Genomic DNA, 16,786 nt, shown 5'->3' on the forward strand with positions numbered 1-16,786 from the left:
CCTGTCCCTTGGCAATAATCAGATCCGAGCGTTCAATTCCTTTTGAAATGCGGTGAGCAGGTTCCAAAGGTGCCGGAAGGCGATCCAACTGCCATTGTCGATCACTCGCAGCAAATCGCATAGTCCTGTTTCCATCGCATCTTCCATAGTTAGTTGCGTCATTGATGATTGGCTTCCCTTTTACGATCATAGGTAATGTTGTCAGTGGGTACCACTTCAAGCAGCAGGTGATCAAAGACGATTTCACCGGCGTTATCACCAAGATAGAGGATCCTCGAACTTTCTTGAATGGCTTTTTCCAATTCTTCAGCTCTGTTATAGCGTAGGGGCTGATCAATACAGTCCTGCACTGTATTCCTGACCTCTTGATGGGTTATATCTGCTCTGGGACCAAAATCAATAATATTTCCCGCAATAGCAATTTTAACTGCAGTTTCAAACGGTTTCGCCGAATCTTGAATTATTTTGCGCATTTCTCCACTCATATCTAAAGAGAGCTGATTGAATTCTTTTTTCAAAGCGCGGTAGGGATCGTCTATTTGTGTGGCCTTTTTTATATATTGATGAATGAAATGAGCCATATGAGGAGGAGTTTTGTTTAAATCCATCTTTGACATTTCAGAGAGCACACAGCGTAAAATCATTTCTTGAGTTTCAGGTGTTTCATTCACCATTTTCGTCGCTTCTATTGTTTGGCGCAAAAGGCAAGGCAAACACTTATAATAGGTTTTCATAGAGCAAAATCACCCTTCTTTTTTACATAATCGGGGCCAGGCTTATAAGCGTAAGACGCGAAGAGACGCGAGAACCGTCCCCGCGTCTCACGCGTCTCACATCTCACCCTATCACTTTTCCAGGGCGTTCAGCCTATCCCGTATTTGATTAAGCTGGCTTTCTAGAGACTGCGCCTGCTTTTTCAAAAGCTCCTTTTCATCCACAGCATAGGTACCAGGGGCATATCCCCATTGCCATGCCGGGTAGGACATTCTTCTGAAGCCCCTGCCTCTACCATAACCAAATCCAGCTGACATATAACCGGGTGCAGTTGATCCTGCACAAAACCCTGCACCTCTTCCTGTCCTGGGACCCATTCCCATCGGTCCGCTTCCATCACCTCTAGGCATATTTTCCACCTCCTGAGCATAATAGTTTTGTTATCCTCTCTGCTAATTATATTTACAGTCTGGTTTGTGAGGAGTTGTTATCTTGACATCCTTGTACCACATTTTGGGCAGCTCATGGATGTGCACGGGGTTCCCAGTTGATGCGGTACTTGTGTACCACATGAAGGACATATGCAGTCCCCGCCGGGACCCATTCCTGCCCCTCTTCTTCCACCGGATCCTCTACCGGATCCTCCTCCGGTGCCTTTACCGGAACCTTTACCTGCGCCGCTTCCTGTTCCTCTGCCAGCGCCTCCGCCAGCACCTCTTCCTGTTCCTGCACCTGCACCTCTTCCAGCCCCACGGGGGCCTGTTCCATCACCAAAAGGCATACGATTACCTCCCTTCCTGGTTAGCCTTAGTCCTACTTCTATCCTACTATCGTCCACCTCTGAATCTCCTGCGGCGACCCATACCGACACTGCCATCTCTTAACTCATAATGCCCACCTTCAATGTGGATCATCTTTCCGTTAACAAGTGCATCAGCAACCTTTTGCCTGGCATTTTTAATAATACGCTGAAAAGTTCCCCTGGAAATATGCATCATTTCCGCCGCATCATTCTGTTCCATTTCTTCTAAATCGGCAAGCCTGATGGCTTCAACTTCTTCTATATGAAGAACTACCTTTTCAGTGCTGCGATCTTCCGGATAAAAAAAACTGATTAGATGGTACAAACCCCACCATTCTGGTCTTTTTTCTTCTCGGCATTGGCTCACCTCATTCTGTGCATATGCACATTATAATAATACACCGGGTTTTATTTGTTGTCAACTAGATAATTCTAATATTTTTGGGACACTCATCTGCCAATCGCCAGCCTAAACACACATCCATAGCCCCTGATCATCTAAGTGCTAACCATCCCCCTGACATCTCGGATATAAAAAGCCCAGGAACCACCTGGGCTTCTCAGCAGTTTTTTAATTTTTTTGCATTAATTAAAATTAAGTGATTGGTTGTAGTGTTAGGCGTTGAAAAAAGGGGGGGCATAGTATTACCTATGTCCTGAACCTGGACTTGGGTTTGCTTTACGTATTTTAGATCAGAAATAGATCAGAGGAACCGTCCCAGTGATCTCTTTGTTCTGTAGAAAGGAGAGATCACGAGAACCGTTCCCCGTGATCTCTCATCATCAGAAATGCAACAGGAACCGTCCCCGGTGCATCTTACCCAACAATGCTGAACCCTGGAACAGTCATATCATATTTTCGCAAAACATCGATCAGGTTCTTATTATCCGGAGAGATCTTCACTTGAATATCCCTGGCTTTGCTGGTCAGTTCGTTGAGATTGTTGACGAATTTCACTATCGTCGCCTCAGAGGTAAAATACACCTCACCGATATTGATGGTAATATTCTGGTAAAGGCGGGGTATTTGCTCATAAAGGGTTTTGAATGTCTCCCTTAAAGAAAAATCATTCAACAGCCCTTTCAGATCGATCACATAGCGCCCTTTTTCCTGAAAAACCTCTATTTGCATAAACTTTTCACTGCACAGGTATTTTAATTTACGCAGTCTGAATCTCTCAACGGTTTTAGAAACCATAGCCCTCCAGGTAGTTTGCGGCACTGGGCTGGATAAACTGCGGAGAAACGAGTAAAACCAGCGGTTCTCCCTTTCCCAGCTGCGTACCATCCAGAAGCCCAGTGCCCGAAAAGCCACAGAACGAAATCCGGTAGTGAACAGGTTTTTTAAGATATTGGGAATGGAGTAGAATTTTTTAAAGGCCTGGATCGTAGCTGTCTGCAGTTCATAAGGGGACATCTGCCGGGGCTGAAATACAACATGGTGAGCATCATAGAGATTCCAATCCCTGGTCAGCAGCCTTCCCTCCTGCTCCAGATCGAAAAAAGTTTTGGTTCCGGGCAAAGGTGTAAGAATAAGGAACTGCACAGTGTCGATGCGATTTTTCAGGGCAAAATCCAGGGTCTCCTCTATAGTCTGCAGACTGTCTTCATCAGCGCCGAAGACGAACATGCCGTGAACCATAATGCCTAGGTTGTGGAAGCGCTGAATGCAGTACTCAATATCCTCCACATCCTGTTTTTTGTTGTAGCTCTTGAGGGTTTCAGGATTGACGGACTCCATGCCCACGAAAACCATACGGCAGTTGCTGTCATACATAAGCTGCAGCAGTTCATCATCCCGGGCGGCATCGGTCCTCACCTGGGTGCACCACCAGGAAGGCTTAATATCCTGACGGATCATCTCCCGCAGCAATTCTTTGGTGCGACGGGTGTTGGCAGAAAAGTTATCATCGACAAAAAAGACCTGTTTCCCCCGGTACTGTTTGAGCTCTTCCAACAGGGCTTCTGTTTCACGGTAGCGAAATTTACGGCCAAACATCTTGGTGACACTACAAAAAGTACAATCATAGGGACAACCACGTGAGGTCATCACCGGGTAGGTGGTCATCTTCAGTCCGGAAAAAAGGCTCAGATCGGGAAAAGGCACACTGTTGAAATCCACCCAATCAGCATCCGGGTTATGCACGATTTGTTCTCCCTGGCGAAAAGAAACCCCAGGGATATCTGACGGCAATTCCCCCCGTTCTATACAGGATATTAACGGCATAAAGGTCAAATCAGCCTCACCCCGGCAAACATAATCACAGTGGTCTAAAGCCTCTTCAGACATAAAGCTGACATGGGCGCCGCCCATGATCACCGGTTTGCCCTGATCCCGCGCAAAATCGCCCAAGTGGTATGCCTCAACGGCTGTGGAAGTAGTTGTAGAGATGCAGATTAGATCCGCACCGGTAATCTCCGACAAATGTATATCCCTGCTCGAACCCATGATCAGCCGCACCTGGTGGCCGGCCTTCTGCAACAGTGTCCCCAGTATGGGCAACCCCAGACGAGGCATGGTAACATTGCTGTAGACGTGTTTTCCCGGTGCCTTCGGCTCAATTAAAGTAATTTTCATTTTTTAGCCTCCAATCGCTTATGGTTTCCCTTAATACATGATGTAGTAATGAATACTACATACTATTTATTATATACTACATTACATAGTACCCAATTGCAATATCTAATTATGTATGTTTTAATAATAAAAAGGCTGGAGGTGCTATTTTAATGAAAAAAGAAGAACTTTACCCGCTGATTGATGAAATAATTCCTGCTGAGCCTATAGCTTTGGGTGATATACCCGAAATAGATCTATATGTAGACCAGGTGACTGAGTTTATCGAACAAAAGCTATCCCAACAGAAAAGGAATAGTAAGGATAAATTGCTGACTAAAACCATGATCAACAACTACGCCAAAGCAGGCATTCTCATGTCACCCAGGAAAAAAAGATATTCCCGCCAGCATATAGCGCTCCTGCTGCTGCTCTACAACTCTAAACAGATATTATCCATAAATGACATTTCGTTGCTATTTAGTATTCTCCAAAAACCAATTGATAAACAGAAAGAAGCAGAGCAGCCCGGCTCTTCCTTGATTGATTTCGTCTATGAACTGGTGCAAGAAATAACCAGCGACCAGGCTGACAAGCTGAAAGAAGCCTGCGAGGAAAAAATAGATCTCATCCAGGGGAAAACAGCCCATGCAGATGACGAACAAAAGCAATCCATAGAGTGGTTTTTGATGGCCATGTTCCTGGTCTCTCAGGCCGCCATGCAGAAACGGCTGGCAGAGACAATTATAGACAGGTATTTTCAGGAGGAGATGCCACAGAAGGGTAAGAACAACTAATACTCAAAAACATGCTAAAATCATCTCCTTTTTGACATCATCCTCACCCATCCCAAGAGCAAGGAGTCCGACGGGAAATTGGGGTCAAGCTTTTAGATATTTAACAACCAAGCCGCTACCGAAAAATAAACCATTAAACATAAGGCATCAACTATGGTAGTAATAAGCGGCCCTGCCATCACAGCCGGATCCAGGTTTACCCTTTTAGCCAGTATAGGCAATATACCACCTGCTACTTTTGATATTATTATCACAACTACTAAGGTCATGGATACGGTCAAAGCCACTGCCAGGCCGACACCACTAAAGAAATAAATCCTGGTGAAGTTCACAGCCGCAAGAGCTATACCGACCACTAAGCTGATCCTAAACTCCTTCCACACGACTTTTCCCGCATCTTTTAAACCTATTTCCCCCAGGGCAAGGCCGCGAATGATCAATGTGGATGACTGGCTGCCTGAGTTTCCCCCGGTGTCCATCAGCATAGGTATGAAAGCGGCGAGTACGACTACTGTTTCCAGAAAACCCTCAAATTTTCGTATTATCCCTTCTGTGAAGGTGGCAGATAGCATTAAAAACACCAGCCATGTAATCCTGTGTTTGGCAAGGGTAAAAATATCCGCATCCAGGTATTTTTCCTCTGTGGGGGCCATTGCCGCCATCTTTTGGAAGTCTTCTGTGGCTTCTTGATCTATTACAGCCATAATATCATCAACAGTAATGATTCCGGTCAGCCTGTCTTCTTTGTCTACCACTGGCAGTGCCAAAAAACCATACCTTTTAAATACTGCGGCTACCGCTTCCTGGTCATCATGAGTGTAAACATAGATCACATCTTGGTCCATTATGTCTTCAATAACATCACTCTCATCGCTTATCACCAGTTTTCTTAAAGATACTATCCCTTCCAGTTTCCTGTTCTTATCTGTTACATAGCAAGTGTACACGGTTTCTTTTTTAAGGCCGATTTTTCTGATGTGGCTCAAGGCATCCTTTACCGTCATTGCCTTTTTCAGATCCACATATTCTATGGTCATTATGCTGCCCGCGGAATCGGGAGGGTATCTTAAAAATTGGTTGATTAAGTTTCTTTCCTCTTCCCTGGTGTGCATTAAAATTTTCTTCACTATGTTTGCGGGCATTTCTTCAATCAAGTCGATCATGTCATCAAAGAATAATTCATCAACAATTTCCTTTAATTCTTTGTTTGTTGCCAAACCGACAAAGTTTTTTCTGTTTTTCTACAGAAAACTCTGCAAACACCTCTACAGCCACATCTTTGGGCAAGCATTCTAAAAATCAGCAGTGTGGTATGAATGTCTAAAGGTTCCAGCAGTTCGGCGATATCGACTTCGTTTGTTTTTTCTAGTTTTTCTTTCAGGAAAAGATATTCCTTTTCTTTAATTAGTTTTTCCAGTTCTTGTTTATCCATAGCAAACTTCCCCCCTGATAACCCAGCCTTTTGCAAAAACTGTGGTTACTCAGTCTTATAACTGTAGGTTATTATACGGTTACCATAGATGCAAGCAGGCACTGTGAGAACCCGTCAGTTCGAGTGGACGGCAGTTACGCTGCTTTGCAAGTTGCAAGCAGGCACTGTGAGAAACCCGACGACTGTTAAGCCGGCGAACAACAGCGTGAAGCTATAATGAAAAACGAACCCCCCGGAACGAAAACCGAGAGGTTCCTATATTTGCCTTGCATCCGAATAAATGTTTTTGGTCACTGTTCCAGGTATTCATCACCACAGACAAGCAGTATTACTCTGTCCTTGAGAATTCTTTTCATTTTACATGTTGCTGTGAAGCCTGTACAGTGAAGTGGTGCTATCTGTTCTATTCCTAGCTCCACAAAGTGCTGTATTGTAGCCTGTATCCTGGCATCTTCAGCGTTTTTAAGATGCATGCCGCCCACTAGCGCAACCACCCTTTCACCCGGAAAAAGGCTCAAGGCATGTTTAATGCAGTTAATAATACCTGGATGGCTGCATCCCACAAAAATATAGATGCCTTTGGATCCCTTGACAGCTAGAAACTGCTCATCCACAACCCTGTCTTCAATGAGATCATTGTCACTGCTTCTCAGCAGAAAGTTTTGTGAAACATCCTCGAAGTGAACAGTTCTAGCCACTTCGCCTGACAGCATTACATTTTTATGAATTTGAAGTGGTTTTTGCTGAGTTTTGATTCTACCTTTGAGTTTATCCATTTGGTCTGGCGACCAGTGGATGCCAATATTTGAACCTGAGGGCTTCCCATCTGAACTGTTAAATCTCTCCTGAAATGCCTGTGGATGCACATAGATCGGGGCAGCTGTGTTTAGTTCACAAAACATGGGGACTCCCCCGGTGTGATCATAATGCCCGTGGCTTAAAACAACTGCATCCACAGTGCTGAGATCAATTCCATCCTGCCTGGCATTATAGGCAAAAACGCTTGTCTGACCTGTATCAAAGAGTATGGTGAAGTCATCCACTTCTATTAACATAGAAAGCCCGTGTTCGGCAAGTAGGCCCTTGCGGTATGCATGATTTTCTGCAAGAATTTTAACTTTCAGCAGTTCAATCATCTCCTTTTTACGCGTCATCCCCGCCCCTTGCATCTTTCAAGCACGACTCCGGGATACCTTTCTCCAGACAAACCAGGCTATCAGCAGGATGATGACTCCCAGCAGGACGAGGTCGATGCGCTGGAACCAGGTGCGGATTATCTCCCAGTTTTCGCCGAGTAGAAAACCGCAGTAGGTGAGCAGCAACGCCCAGATGAGGGATCCTAAAAAGGTATAGATAATAAAGGGAATCATTCTTACGCGGGCGGCACCGACAGGCAGGGAGATGAAGGTGCGGATCCCCGGCAGCAGGCGGGAGAAGAAAACGGTGGCATCCCCATAGCGGACAAGCCAACCCTCTGCTTTATGCAGTCTTTCTGTGGTGAGGCCGATGTATTTACCATAGCGTAAAAGCAGCGGACGCCCGCCAAAAAGGCCGATAAAATAGGAAATAATAGAACCGACAGTACCCCCTGTAGCACCGGCCAGGGCTGCAGGGAAGAACTTCAACTGCCCGGTTGAAACCAGGTAGCCCCCAAAGGGAAGGATGATCTCGCTGGGAAGGGGGATATTGCAGCTTTCGATAGCCATCATCATCCCCACCCCCCAATACCCCAGGGAGGCGATATAAGATGTTACTGTGATCACAAGTTCCGTAAGAAATTCAGTCATCAGTGATAAGGCCTATCCTTTCTTCTTTTAGCTGGATTCCCGCCGATTCATAACGAAGCTCCAGCTAAAATCCAATAAAATAAAGGTTTTAAAGCCTCAGTGTCTTTAAAAAACATCGTTATGAGAAAAACGCATAACGATGTCGCTTTCCAATATTTATGCGGGTTTATGCCCTCCTCGTTACGTGTTCCCGGGAATCCAGGTTGTATGGCGACAGTCGCCTGGGCTTTTACGGCTAATGATAGCAGTCACCAGCTTCCCTCTGGATACGCTGGAATGTACTGTAAAGTATACTGTCAGGCAGTTCCTGTTACACCTTCCGGCCTCTGACCTCTGGCTCTGACATCTATTTTCAGTGTAGCCGCTTATGCCGCTTTATGGCAATACCAACAGAGGATGAGAACGAGAGCCGAGGTCAGAACGTGCAAGGCGGAACGCGTGCAAGGGGGACAGTCCCCAGTGCACCTGCCAAAGTGACCGTCCCCGCGGCTGGCCCCCGCGGCTGGCCCGTCCCCTGTCTCACCCGCGTCTCACGTCAGCAAACTCAGTACTTCCTCTGCTGTTTTGCAGCTGTTGATTTCGGAGCGCCTTTTGGCGGCGCCGGGCAGGCCCTTCATGTACCAGGCCAGCTGTTTTCTCATCTGAAGCATAGCTAACTCTGCTCCTTTTAGTTTCATCGCAAGGTCGAAGTGGCGTTTGGCTGTTTGCATACGCGTTGTTATCGTAGGATCAGGCAGCAGTTCACCTGTTTTTAAGAAGTGTGCTGTGTTTTGAAAAATCCAGGGGTTTCCCAGTGCACCTCTCCCGATAATCACCGCATCACAGGCGGTTTCCTCAAACATCCTCAAGGCGTCTTGCGGGGCGGTGATGTCCCCATTGCCGATCACCGGAATCCTTTACGGCCTTTTTTATCCAGGCGGATTGATCCCCCAGTCGGCCTCTCCGGAGTAAAACTGATCTCTGGTGCGGCCGTGAACAGCAACCGCAGCAGCGCCACTTTCCTCTGCCAGCATACTCAATTCCAAAGCAGTTGACTCCCCGGCTGCCCAACCTTTGCGCATCTTCACGGTCACCGGCACATCCACAGCTTCTTTAACTGCTTGGATAATCTCCGCGGCTTTAGGGAGATCCCTCATCAGGGCACTCCCCTCTCCATTTTTGACGATTTTGGGTGTGGGACAGCCCATATTGATGTCGACCAGGGCTGCACCGTGATCAACTACCACCCGTGCCGCCTGTGCCATCTTTTCCGGGTCAGAGCCGAATATCTGCACCCCTACCGGGTAATCTTCACCTTTTATATCGAAAATTTCCCCAGTCTTGCGATTCCCGTAGATAATCGCCTCACTGCTCACCATCTCAGTATAGACAAAACCACAGCCGTACTCGTGAGCTAACATCCGGAAGGCTTATCGGTAAAACCCGCCATAGGAGCTAAAAACAGTGGATTCTGGAGAAAGAGCTGCCCGATCTTCACACTAGCTGTTGCGTTCATAGATGATCTTAAGCCCCCAGAGGGTGATGTTGGGATCGATGTGATCGACACAGTCGGTTCCAGAGCAGATCAGTTCAGCATAGCCGCCGGTTGCCACGACAACTGCATCATCACCGATCTCTGCCTTTATTCTTTGCACAATTCCATCCAGCTGCCCGACAAACCCATAGTAGATACCAGCCTGCATGCTGGCCACCGTGTTCTTGCCGATCACCTGCCGCGGTTTTGCCAGCTCAATACGGGGGAGCTTGGCTGCCCTTTCAAAAAGCGCCTCAGTCGAAACCCCAATACCCGGAGCAATCGCCCCGCCTAAATACTCCCCAGACCTGGAAACCGCACAAAAAGTTGTCGCAGTGCCGAAATCAATGATCACAGCAGGAACACCATAGCGAGTTGCAACTGATATGGCATTGACAATGCGGTCTGCACCTACCTCCCGCGGGTTTTCATAGCCGGAGTTGGGCATCCCGGTTTTTACACCCGGCCCCACAACCAGGGGGTCCTTGCCAAAATAACGGCGGCACATCTCACTGACAGCAGGTGTAAGGGGTGGTACCACAGAGGACATCACTAAAGCATCCACATCCTGAATCTGAAGACCCCGAAAATAAAAGAGGTTTTTCACCAGCACCCCCAGGTCATCGGCGGTGCGCCGGCGGTCGGTTCCGATCCGCCAGTTGGTAACCAACTCATCTCCATCAAAAACACCCAGAACTATATTTGTATTCCCTACATCGATAACCAGAATCATCTCTGTTCATCCTCCCGGCACAATACAACCTCACCTGCGCTGCATCTTATCTCTTCTCCCTGTGGAAGCCGGAGTACAAGGGCACCGTCTTCAGCCAAACTTACAGCTTCCCCATAAATCTCCTTGTTTCCCATCAAGAGGCGCACCTTTCTGCCCAGTATATCTTCGTATTGAAGCCAATACTGCCGGACAAGGGCAAACCCTGAACGGCAGTATTCTTCATAGTCATCTTCCAGGGTTTCCAGAATCCCCTGCAGCAGTGGCTCACGAGGCACCTCTTCCCCTTTGATCATCCTCAGAGAGGTGGCTGTATCCTGCAGATGCAGGGGAAAGTCATCTCTTTCCTGATTGACATTGATCCCGATCCCCAGCACCAGGAATTTGGCCAGGCAGTTGGCCTCACCTGTCGCCTCCACAAGGATGCCACAAAGCTTTTTCCCTTGAAAGATCAAGTCATTCGGCCACTTGATACCAATCCTGATCCCTGTCTGTCGGTGGACGGCACGGGCGGTAGAAGCTCCGGCCACTAAAGTGATCTGAGGAAAATGAACAGGTAAAATCTTCGGGCGCAGAATCAGAGAAAAGAGAAGGCTTTTCCCTGGAGAAGAGTGCCAGGATCTCTGCCATCGCCCCCTCCCGGCAGTCTGTTCCTCAGCTACAACCAATGTTCCTTCAGGATAGCCTTTCCGCGCCAACTCCAATGCGATCTGGTTGGTAGAACCAGCCTTCTTAAAATGAAAGACCTCTTGCGCAAACTTACGGTCTTCACAGGCTTTGCGGGTGTTACCGGTTTCACCGGCTTGATCGTTTTTATCGGCTTTACCGGTTTTACCGGTTTGATCTGCTTTCAGCCCACTGCGCTCGGAAGTGTTGAGTGTATCCACCTGTTCACCCTTTCAAATAATTCCATTAAACTAGCAAAAACTCCTTCATTTCTCCAATATCCATGCTGATATCTAAAGCTGTCGCCGAATGAGTAACTGCACCCACAGAAATCAGGTCGACCCCGGTTTCTGCCACTTTTCTGATGGTATCACCGGAAATTCCTCCGGAGGCCTCCAGGGGAACCCGCCCAGCGGTAATGTTGACGGCCTCCCGCATCATGTCAAAGGACATATTATCCAGCATGATGATCTCTGCTCCCGCATCCAGGGCTTCATTGAGCTGGCCTAAGGATTCCACTTCCACCTCGATCTTTATTGTATGCGGTGTCACAGCCCTGGCGCGCCGGATAGCCTCTGTGATGCCCCCGGCAACTTTGATATGATTATCCTTGATTAAAACGCCGTCATCAAGCCCCAACCTGTGGTTATAGCCCCCACCCGCACGCACCGCGTATTTTTCTAAAAGCCTGAGCCCGGGAGTTGTCTTCCTGGTGTCCACAAGCTGTGCCTTTGTTCCTTCCACTATTTTCAGGAGCTCCCTTGTAGCTGTGGCGACCCCTGATAACCTCTGCAGAAAATTCAAAGCCACCCGCTCTCCGGTCAACAGGGCGCGCCCCTGTCCCTTGATCTGTGCGATGACACTGCCCGGGGCAAGCGCACTCCCATCTGCCATTTCCTGTTCAAACTTTACCTCTGAATCAAGACAGCGAAAGGTTCGCTCTACTGCAGGCATCCCCGCCAGAATGCCGTGTGCCTTGCTGTAAATGAGCCCTTCAGCACGGAGGTTTTCCGGAACCAGTGCATTTGTAGTCAGATCGCCTTTCCCTACATCCTCCGCCAGAGCACGGCGTACAGCTTCATCAATATACCATGATGGTAGCATTTTCCCCACCTCAGCTATAGTATTTTACAGTGCTGCACCGCTGCTATCATCACCGGCGCGGTATGCAGCCCTTGTTTTCATCATCTGCTGGTATCGCCATAATGCAGCATGGACATCTACCCTGAAAACAGAGGTCAGATGCCGGAAGTCAGAGGTCGGAAATGAATTCCGCGATGTTATATAACTTCGGCTCTGTTCCCATCACCAGATGGTACCGCTTTGGCGGCATGGACATCTAACCGGAAAATAGATCACGAGAAACGTCCCCATGATCTCTTACCTTTGAAAAACAATATGGTGCAGCCAATTTTTATCATCTCTGTGAGGGAAATCCTCACGGTAGTGCCCACCGCGGCTTTCCTTGCGCATCAGAGCCGCCCTGGCGGTCAGCCACCCGAGGGTCAGCAGGTTCTGCGCTTCTACCCCGCGGCGTGAAGCAGGCCGCCCGGGGCACTCTTGCCGGATCCTCTCCAGTTCAGCAATAGCTGCGGCAAGGCCAGCCCCATGGCGAATGATCCCTGCCTTTTCCCACATCAGGGAACGCACCGCACCGGTAATCCTCTCCCAGGGAACATCCCAATCCTGGACCCTTTCATCCAGATTAAATTCAAACTCCACATTATTATGGGTATCCTTAATAAACCCCCTGGCATGTTCTACAGCCCGCGCCCCGAAAACCAGCCCCTCCAGCAAAGAATTACTGGCCAGTCGGTTGGCACCGTGTACCCCATTGCAGGCCACCTCCCCACAGGCGTAAAGCCCGGGGACACTGGTTCGGCAGTCCTTGTCAACTGCGACACCACCCATAATATAGTGCGCCGCCGGGGCCACAGGAATTTGCCCTTCCGAAAGATCGATCCCATATTGATCACAGGTGCGCCAGATGTTAGGGAACCGCTTTTTGAATCTTTCCCTGTCCAGGTGAGAAAAATCCAGGTTTACATGGTCGGATCCGATACTGCGCATCTCAGTGACAATAGCCCGGGAAACCACATCCCGGGGAGCCAACTCCGCCATCTCATGGTAATCAGGCATGAAACGCTCACCATTGATGTTGCGCAGAAAAGCCCCCTCACCACGAACCGCCTCAGAGATCAAAAAGCGAGGCACACCGCTTCTTGACAGGGCAGTTGGGTGAAACTGAACAAACTCCATATCCATCAAGGCTGCACCTGTACGGTAGGCCGCAGCCATCCCATCTCCTGTAGCCACAGCAGGGTTTGTGGTGTTTTCATAAAGCCTCCCGGCGCCCCCTGTAGCTAAAATAACAGCACGCCCCCTGCAGGTTGTGAATTCCCCGGATAGGCTGTCCATAAACAGAACGCCCCTGCACCTGCCTGAACGAGCGTCTCTCAACAAATCCACGAGAAAACAGCCTTCACGCAAAAAAATGCGCCGGTCAGCACGACACTCTTCAATCAGCTTCCTGGCGATCTCCCATCCGGTGGCATCGCTGGCATGAAGAATCCTTCTTTTACTGTGGGCACCCTCCTGCCCCAGCACCCAGGCACTGCCCTCACGGTCGAAGCGCACACCCAGATCCACCAACTCCATAACCCTGGCAGGCCCCTCAGTAACCAGGACCTCTACAACATCAGGATCACAAAAGTTAGCCCCGGCACTCAGGGTATCCTCCAAATGCAAAAAAGGAGAGTCATCAGCATCGATAGCAGCAGCAATCCCTCCCTGTGCCTTTTCAGTGTTGCTGTCATGTGCCCGCTCCTTCGTGATGAGCAGCACAGATCCATACTCTTTTGCCCGATGAGCTGCCACAAGACCGGCAATTCCGCTCCCTATAATCAGAAAATCAGCTTCCAAGGAGGGCAAATAAAATCCATCCCCTTTTCAAGGTGACAGGAGACGGTTCTTCTGTCACCTGTTATGCTTTTTCAATAATTCGCTTACTCATTCCGGTTACCCTGGCCAATTGCCTTATTGAAACCTTCTCTTTGAGCACCCTTATTATATTATTTCGCTTCTTTTTTATTCATTTGCTGGAGTATTTGCACATTATCAGATTTTATGAGTCTCCGAATTAGCTTTATGGCGTCCTCATCTGAAAACTTCCTCTTCTTAACTTCATCATCCAGGCACTCATCTTTATTTTCTTCGGTCATAAATTCTTTAAATATTCTGACCGCTTCATTGCGGTTAGGGTTTAATATACCAAGTACAAAATCTATATCAGTAAAATAGCCTTTTGAATAAATATATTCAGAATAACTGCTCCATCGGTATTTTGAGGCTTCTCCTACTATTCCTGCTTTTACTGGATTCCGATGAATATCTCTCAATACTTCCAGTAGATATCTATCGCCTTCAACACTTTCACTTCTAAATCTGCCCTGGAATAAATGGCCAACTCTTTCATATTTCGCATTATACCAATAAACATAACTTGCCCCAATTCTTTTTATTGCCTGTGATACCGTCTCTATACCTTCCTTAATTAATAAGTGAATATGATTACTTCAGACAATAGCCATAAACCTCATATTCACAGATATCTTTATACATTTCCAGTGTCGCCATAAACATCTCGTGATCTTCTTCAAACACCTCTCAATTTCGAAGCATATCACTTCGAAAAAAGGTGACAATACCCCCGTCCCCCTGTCACTCTAGCATCCGCGACAGTGCCAGCTGCGCCTTTTCGGCTACACTTGGAGCTACCTGGATCTGGGGTTCCATTTTTTCGAGAGTGTCCCTCACCTTTTCCAGGGTCGTCAGTTTCATATCAGGGCAGGTCAGGCGTGAGGCGGCGGGATAAAAGAATTTATCCGGGCAAGCCTGCTGCAGAGAGTATAGTATGCCCTCTTCGGTCCCTACAATAAAGGAAGTATTGTCTGACTCCCTGGCAAACTTCAGCATGCCGCCTGTGCTGGAAACATAATCAGCCATATCGATTACCTCAGGCCGGCATTCCGGGTGAACCATCACCAGTGCATCTGGGTGAGCATCCTTGACAGCCTTAACCTCTTCAGCTGTCAGGTTGTCGTGAACATTACAGCAGCCATCCCACAGAATAAGCTTGCGGCCTGTCTGCCTTGCTACATAATGCCCCAAATTGCGGTCCGGGACAAAGAGTACCGGCCTGTCCTCCGGCAGGGAGTTGACGACTTTGATTGCATTAGAAGAGGTACAAACAATATCGCTCTCCGCTTTTACCGCTGCCGAAGAGTTAACATAGGTTACCACAACACAGCCCGGAATCTCCTTTTTCCGAGCACGCACCCCCTCACCGGTTGCTCTGTCGGCAAGATAGCACCCTGCACTCTTCTCAGGCAGAAGCACCGTCTTCTCCGGTGAAAGGATTTTAGCGCTTTCCGCCATAAAATAAACACCACAAAAAACAATAACCCCCGCATCAACACCGGCAGCCTTTTGGGCCAGCTGCAGGGAATCCCCTACAAAATCAGCAATCTGTTTAATCTCCGGGCGCTGATAATAGTGCGCCAAAATTACAGCCCCATGCTTTTTCTTCAATTCCCTAATTTCCTGCCCAAGTTCAAGTTCCTTACCCATCCCGGTATCCTGTGGCATTTTATAAAACTCTCCCTTGCTTTCAGCTTTTTGCTTTTTCTTAAAACCTTTCCTCTAATCTTACGGAATATGACAGGAAGCGTCAAGGGAAATGGCGGGGTCAGGCTTGAGTAATTGAGTTATTCCATTTATCTGATATCTACCATAGATAGAGACATAGAATTACCTGCCTGGCCAAAAAGGCAGGACTGACGCATAAGTCACAAACATTGCGCGGTATAAGGTGTTTGAGCAATTATACTAGAATTTTTATAGCATAAATTGCCCACCCCGGTTCTTAGCAGAGCAGGTATGTGGTTATTATTAATGAGTCAGCACTGCGAAAAAGGATATGTACAACACAGACGATGTACGGAGATGTACGGAAGTGCATACACCATTTCGGCCGGAAAGGCGGTGAAACAAGTGAATCATACACCATTAAAAAAATATTTAAAAACCTATTGCATTTTAGATTTTATAGCTTTATAATAATAACGAACGTTAGGTAAAGGAGCATTAAAAAATGGCGGATACAGATCTAAAGTTACGAATTAAAGAAGTTGCTGTGGATCATTTTAATAGAGATGGCTATCATGGAACAACCATCCGCAACATAGCCAGGGACGTCAACTGTTCCTTGCCCATGATTTATTATTATTATAATAATAAAAAGGACCTGTTCGATGAAATAATTAAAAAGGATTACTTTGATCTGCTAAAAAGGCAGGCAGCACAGCTAAAGACGGATAACATCATAGACTTTTATACAAAGTTCGTTTATGAGCTAAATAATCTGAGCAGCTACGATAAAAAGGTTTACCGCCTTGGAATAAAGGTTTATCTATCCTTTGACGGTGATGAAGAACTGATGGAGATTATGGATAAATGGGAGAAAACTATAATCCCACGACATTATCAGATAATCAAGCCACATTTGAAGGATATGGAAAACGAAATCACTATTGTAAGAACATTGATCCATCTGGTGGAAAACCTGATAGAAAGTATTGTTGTTAAAAACCGGTCTCTATCTGAAGAAGAAATCCGCGAAGAGATTTCAATAGTGCTTCGCAGGTGTCACGGATGCGTATGATTTTTTTTGTGTAATATCTAACTAACGTTAGATATTATAAATAACATTATTAAGGAGAGATGAAAA

Annotated in this window: 16 protein-coding genes and 2 pseudogenes; 2 read left to right on the plus strand and 16 right to left on the minus strand. The window is 47.3% G+C overall.

Annotated features, from left to right (window positions below; translation table 11 throughout):
- Positions 1-158: 158 nt before the first annotated feature.
- The 5 genes from SSCH_RS06270 to SSCH_RS06290 all read right to left on the minus strand — a co-directional run bounded on the left by SSCH_RS06270 (position 159) and on the right by SSCH_RS06290 (position 4,094).
- A complete protein-coding gene (locus SSCH_RS06270; RefSeq protein ID WP_052835393.1) occupies positions 159-734 on the minus strand; it encodes an ARMT1-like domain-containing protein in 576 nt (191 codons plus the stop codon).
- 111 nt (positions 735-845) lie between these two features.
- A complete protein-coding gene (locus SSCH_RS06275) occupies positions 846-1,124 on the minus strand; it encodes a DUF5320 domain-containing protein (protein ID WP_044664724.1) in 279 nt (92 codons plus the stop codon).
- A 112-nt stretch (positions 1,125-1,236) separates the two neighbouring features.
- Positions 1,237-1,482 (minus strand): hypothetical protein, encoded by a 246-nt coding sequence (locus SSCH_RS06280; RefSeq protein WP_156972143.1) that lies wholly within the window; start codon positions 1,480-1,482, stop codon positions 1,237-1,239.
- Between the two features lie 59 nt (positions 1,483-1,541).
- The gene (locus SSCH_RS06285) at positions 1,542-1,841 is read right to left on the minus strand and encodes a DUF134 domain-containing protein (protein WP_232294260.1); all 300 of its coding nucleotides are present in this window, start codon (positions 1,839-1,841) and stop codon (positions 1,542-1,544) included.
- A gap of 492 nt (positions 1,842-2,333) precedes the next feature.
- Complete coding sequence (locus SSCH_RS06290) at positions 2,334-4,094, minus strand: B12-binding domain-containing radical SAM protein (protein ID WP_052835395.1); 1,761 nt, start codon at positions 4,092-4,094, stop codon at positions 2,334-2,336.
- 152 nt (positions 4,095-4,246) lie between these two features.
- Here SSCH_RS06290 and SSCH_RS06295 point away from each other — a divergent pair, with 152 nt between their 5' ends.
- On the plus strand, positions 4,247-4,870 hold the full coding sequence (locus tag SSCH_RS06295; RefSeq protein ID WP_044664726.1) for a DUF1836 domain-containing protein: 624 nt from the start codon (positions 4,247-4,249) through the stop codon (positions 4,868-4,870).
- 92 nt (positions 4,871-4,962) lie between these two features.
- Here SSCH_RS06295 and mgtE read toward each other — a convergent pair whose 3' ends face one another.
- From mgtE to nadA, 11 genes and pseudogenes are all read right to left on the minus strand, one after another.
- Positions 4,963-6,087 carry a magnesium transporter gene (gene mgtE, locus SSCH_RS06300; RefSeq protein WP_198142206.1) on the minus strand — a complete coding sequence of 375 codons (1,125 nt, stop codon included), beginning with the start codon at positions 6,085-6,087 and terminating at the stop codon, positions 4,963-4,965.
- Positions 6,066-6,302 (minus strand): hypothetical protein, encoded by a 237-nt coding sequence (locus SSCH_RS22345; RefSeq protein WP_198142207.1) that lies wholly within the window; start codon positions 6,300-6,302, stop codon positions 6,066-6,068. The genes mgtE and SSCH_RS22345 overlap by 22 nt, the downstream gene beginning before the upstream one ends.
- Positions 6,303-6,592: 290 nt before the next feature.
- Positions 6,593-7,456, minus strand: a complete 864-nt coding sequence (locus SSCH_RS06305) for an MBL fold metallo-hydrolase (protein WP_044664727.1) — start codon at positions 7,454-7,456, stop codon at positions 6,593-6,595.
- Positions 7,457-7,474: 18 nt separating this feature from the next.
- Positions 7,475-8,089 carry a DedA family protein gene (locus tag SSCH_RS06310; RefSeq protein WP_044664728.1) on the minus strand — a complete coding sequence of 205 codons (615 nt, stop codon included), beginning with the start codon at positions 8,087-8,089 and terminating at the stop codon, positions 7,475-7,477.
- 530 nt (positions 8,090-8,619) lie between these two features.
- Positions 8,620-9,489, minus strand: a pseudogene (dusB, locus tag SSCH_RS06315) (tRNA dihydrouridine synthase DusB).
- Between the two features lie 78 nt (positions 9,490-9,567).
- A complete protein-coding gene (locus SSCH_RS06320) occupies positions 9,568-10,335 on the minus strand; it encodes a type III pantothenate kinase (RefSeq protein ID WP_044664729.1) in 768 nt (255 codons plus the stop codon).
- Positions 10,332-11,219, minus strand: a complete 888-nt coding sequence (locus tag SSCH_RS06325; RefSeq protein WP_052835396.1) for a biotin--[acetyl-CoA-carboxylase] ligase — start codon at positions 11,217-11,219, stop codon at positions 10,332-10,334. The genes SSCH_RS06320 and SSCH_RS06325 overlap by 4 nt, the downstream gene beginning before the upstream one ends.
- A 25-nt stretch (positions 11,220-11,244) precedes the next feature.
- Positions 11,245-12,102 (minus strand): carboxylating nicotinate-nucleotide diphosphorylase, encoded by an 858-nt coding sequence (gene nadC, locus SSCH_RS06330; RefSeq protein ID WP_044664730.1) that lies wholly within the window; start codon positions 12,100-12,102, stop codon positions 11,245-11,247.
- Positions 12,103-12,378: 276 nt separating this feature from the next.
- Positions 12,379-13,929 (minus strand): L-aspartate oxidase, encoded by a 1,551-nt coding sequence (nadB, locus tag SSCH_RS06335; protein ID WP_044664731.1) that lies wholly within the window; start codon positions 13,927-13,929, stop codon positions 12,379-12,381.
- Between the two features lie 140 nt (positions 13,930-14,069).
- Positions 14,070-14,396, minus strand: coding sequence for a hypothetical protein (locus SSCH_RS16410; RefSeq protein ID WP_052835397.1), 327 nt, complete (start codon positions 14,394-14,396; stop codon positions 14,070-14,072).
- A gap of 322 nt (positions 14,397-14,718) precedes the next feature.
- Positions 14,719-15,657, minus strand: a pseudogene (nadA, locus tag SSCH_RS06345) (quinolinate synthase NadA); the annotation flags it as partial.
- 493 nt (positions 15,658-16,150) lie between these two features.
- On the opposite strand from nadA, the gene SSCH_RS06350 reads away from it, so the two are divergent.
- Positions 16,151-16,720: a TetR/AcrR family transcriptional regulator gene (locus SSCH_RS06350; protein WP_044664732.1), complete on the plus strand. Its 570-nt coding sequence runs from the start codon at positions 16,151-16,153 to the stop codon at positions 16,718-16,720.
- The last annotated feature ends 66 nt before the right edge of the window (positions 16,721-16,786 follow it).

The sequence above is a fragment of the Syntrophaceticus schinkii genome (assembly GCF_000946815.1).
Classification (GTDB): Bacteria; Bacillota; DSM-12270; order Thermacetogeniales; family Thermacetogeniaceae; genus Syntrophaceticus; species Syntrophaceticus schinkii.

Coding starts and splice junctions, on each gene's coding strand:
- SSCH_RS06270 (WP_052835393.1), bottom strand. CDS start 734: ATGAAAACCTATTATAAGTGTTTGCCTTGCCTTTTGCGCCAAACAATA.
- SSCH_RS06275 (WP_044664724.1), bottom strand. CDS start 1,124: ATGCCTAGAGGTGATGGAAGCGGACCGATGGGAATGGGTCCCAGGACA.
- SSCH_RS06280 (WP_156972143.1), bottom strand. CDS start 1,482: ATGGAACAGGCCCCCGTGGGGCTGGAAGAGGTGCAGGTGCAGGAACAG.
- SSCH_RS06290 (WP_052835395.1), bottom strand. CDS start 4,094: ATGAAAATTACTTTAATTGAGCCGAAGGCACCGGGAAAACACGTCTAC.
- SSCH_RS06295 (WP_044664726.1), top strand. CDS start 4,247: ATGAAAAAAGAAGAACTTTACCCGCTGATTGATGAAATAATTCCTGCT.
- SSCH_RS22345 (WP_198142207.1), bottom strand. CDS start 6,302: ATGGATAAACAAGAACTGGAAAAACTAATTAAAGAAAAGGAATATCTT.
- SSCH_RS06305 (WP_044664727.1), bottom strand. CDS start 7,456: ATGACGCGTAAAAAGGAGATGATTGAACTGCTGAAAGTTAAAATTCTT.
- SSCH_RS06310 (WP_044664728.1), bottom strand. CDS start 8,089: ATGACTGAATTTCTTACGGAACTTGTGATCACAGTAACATCTTATATC.
- SSCH_RS06320 (WP_044664729.1), bottom strand. CDS start 10,335: ATGATTCTGGTTATCGATGTAGGGAATACAAATATAGTTCTGGGTGTT.
- nadC (WP_044664730.1), bottom strand. CDS start 12,102: ATGCTACCATCATGGTATATTGATGAAGCTGTACGCCGTGCTCTGGCG.
- SSCH_RS06350 (WP_044664732.1), top strand. CDS start 16,151: ATGGCGGATACAGATCTAAAGTTACGAATTAAAGAAGTTGCTGTGGAT.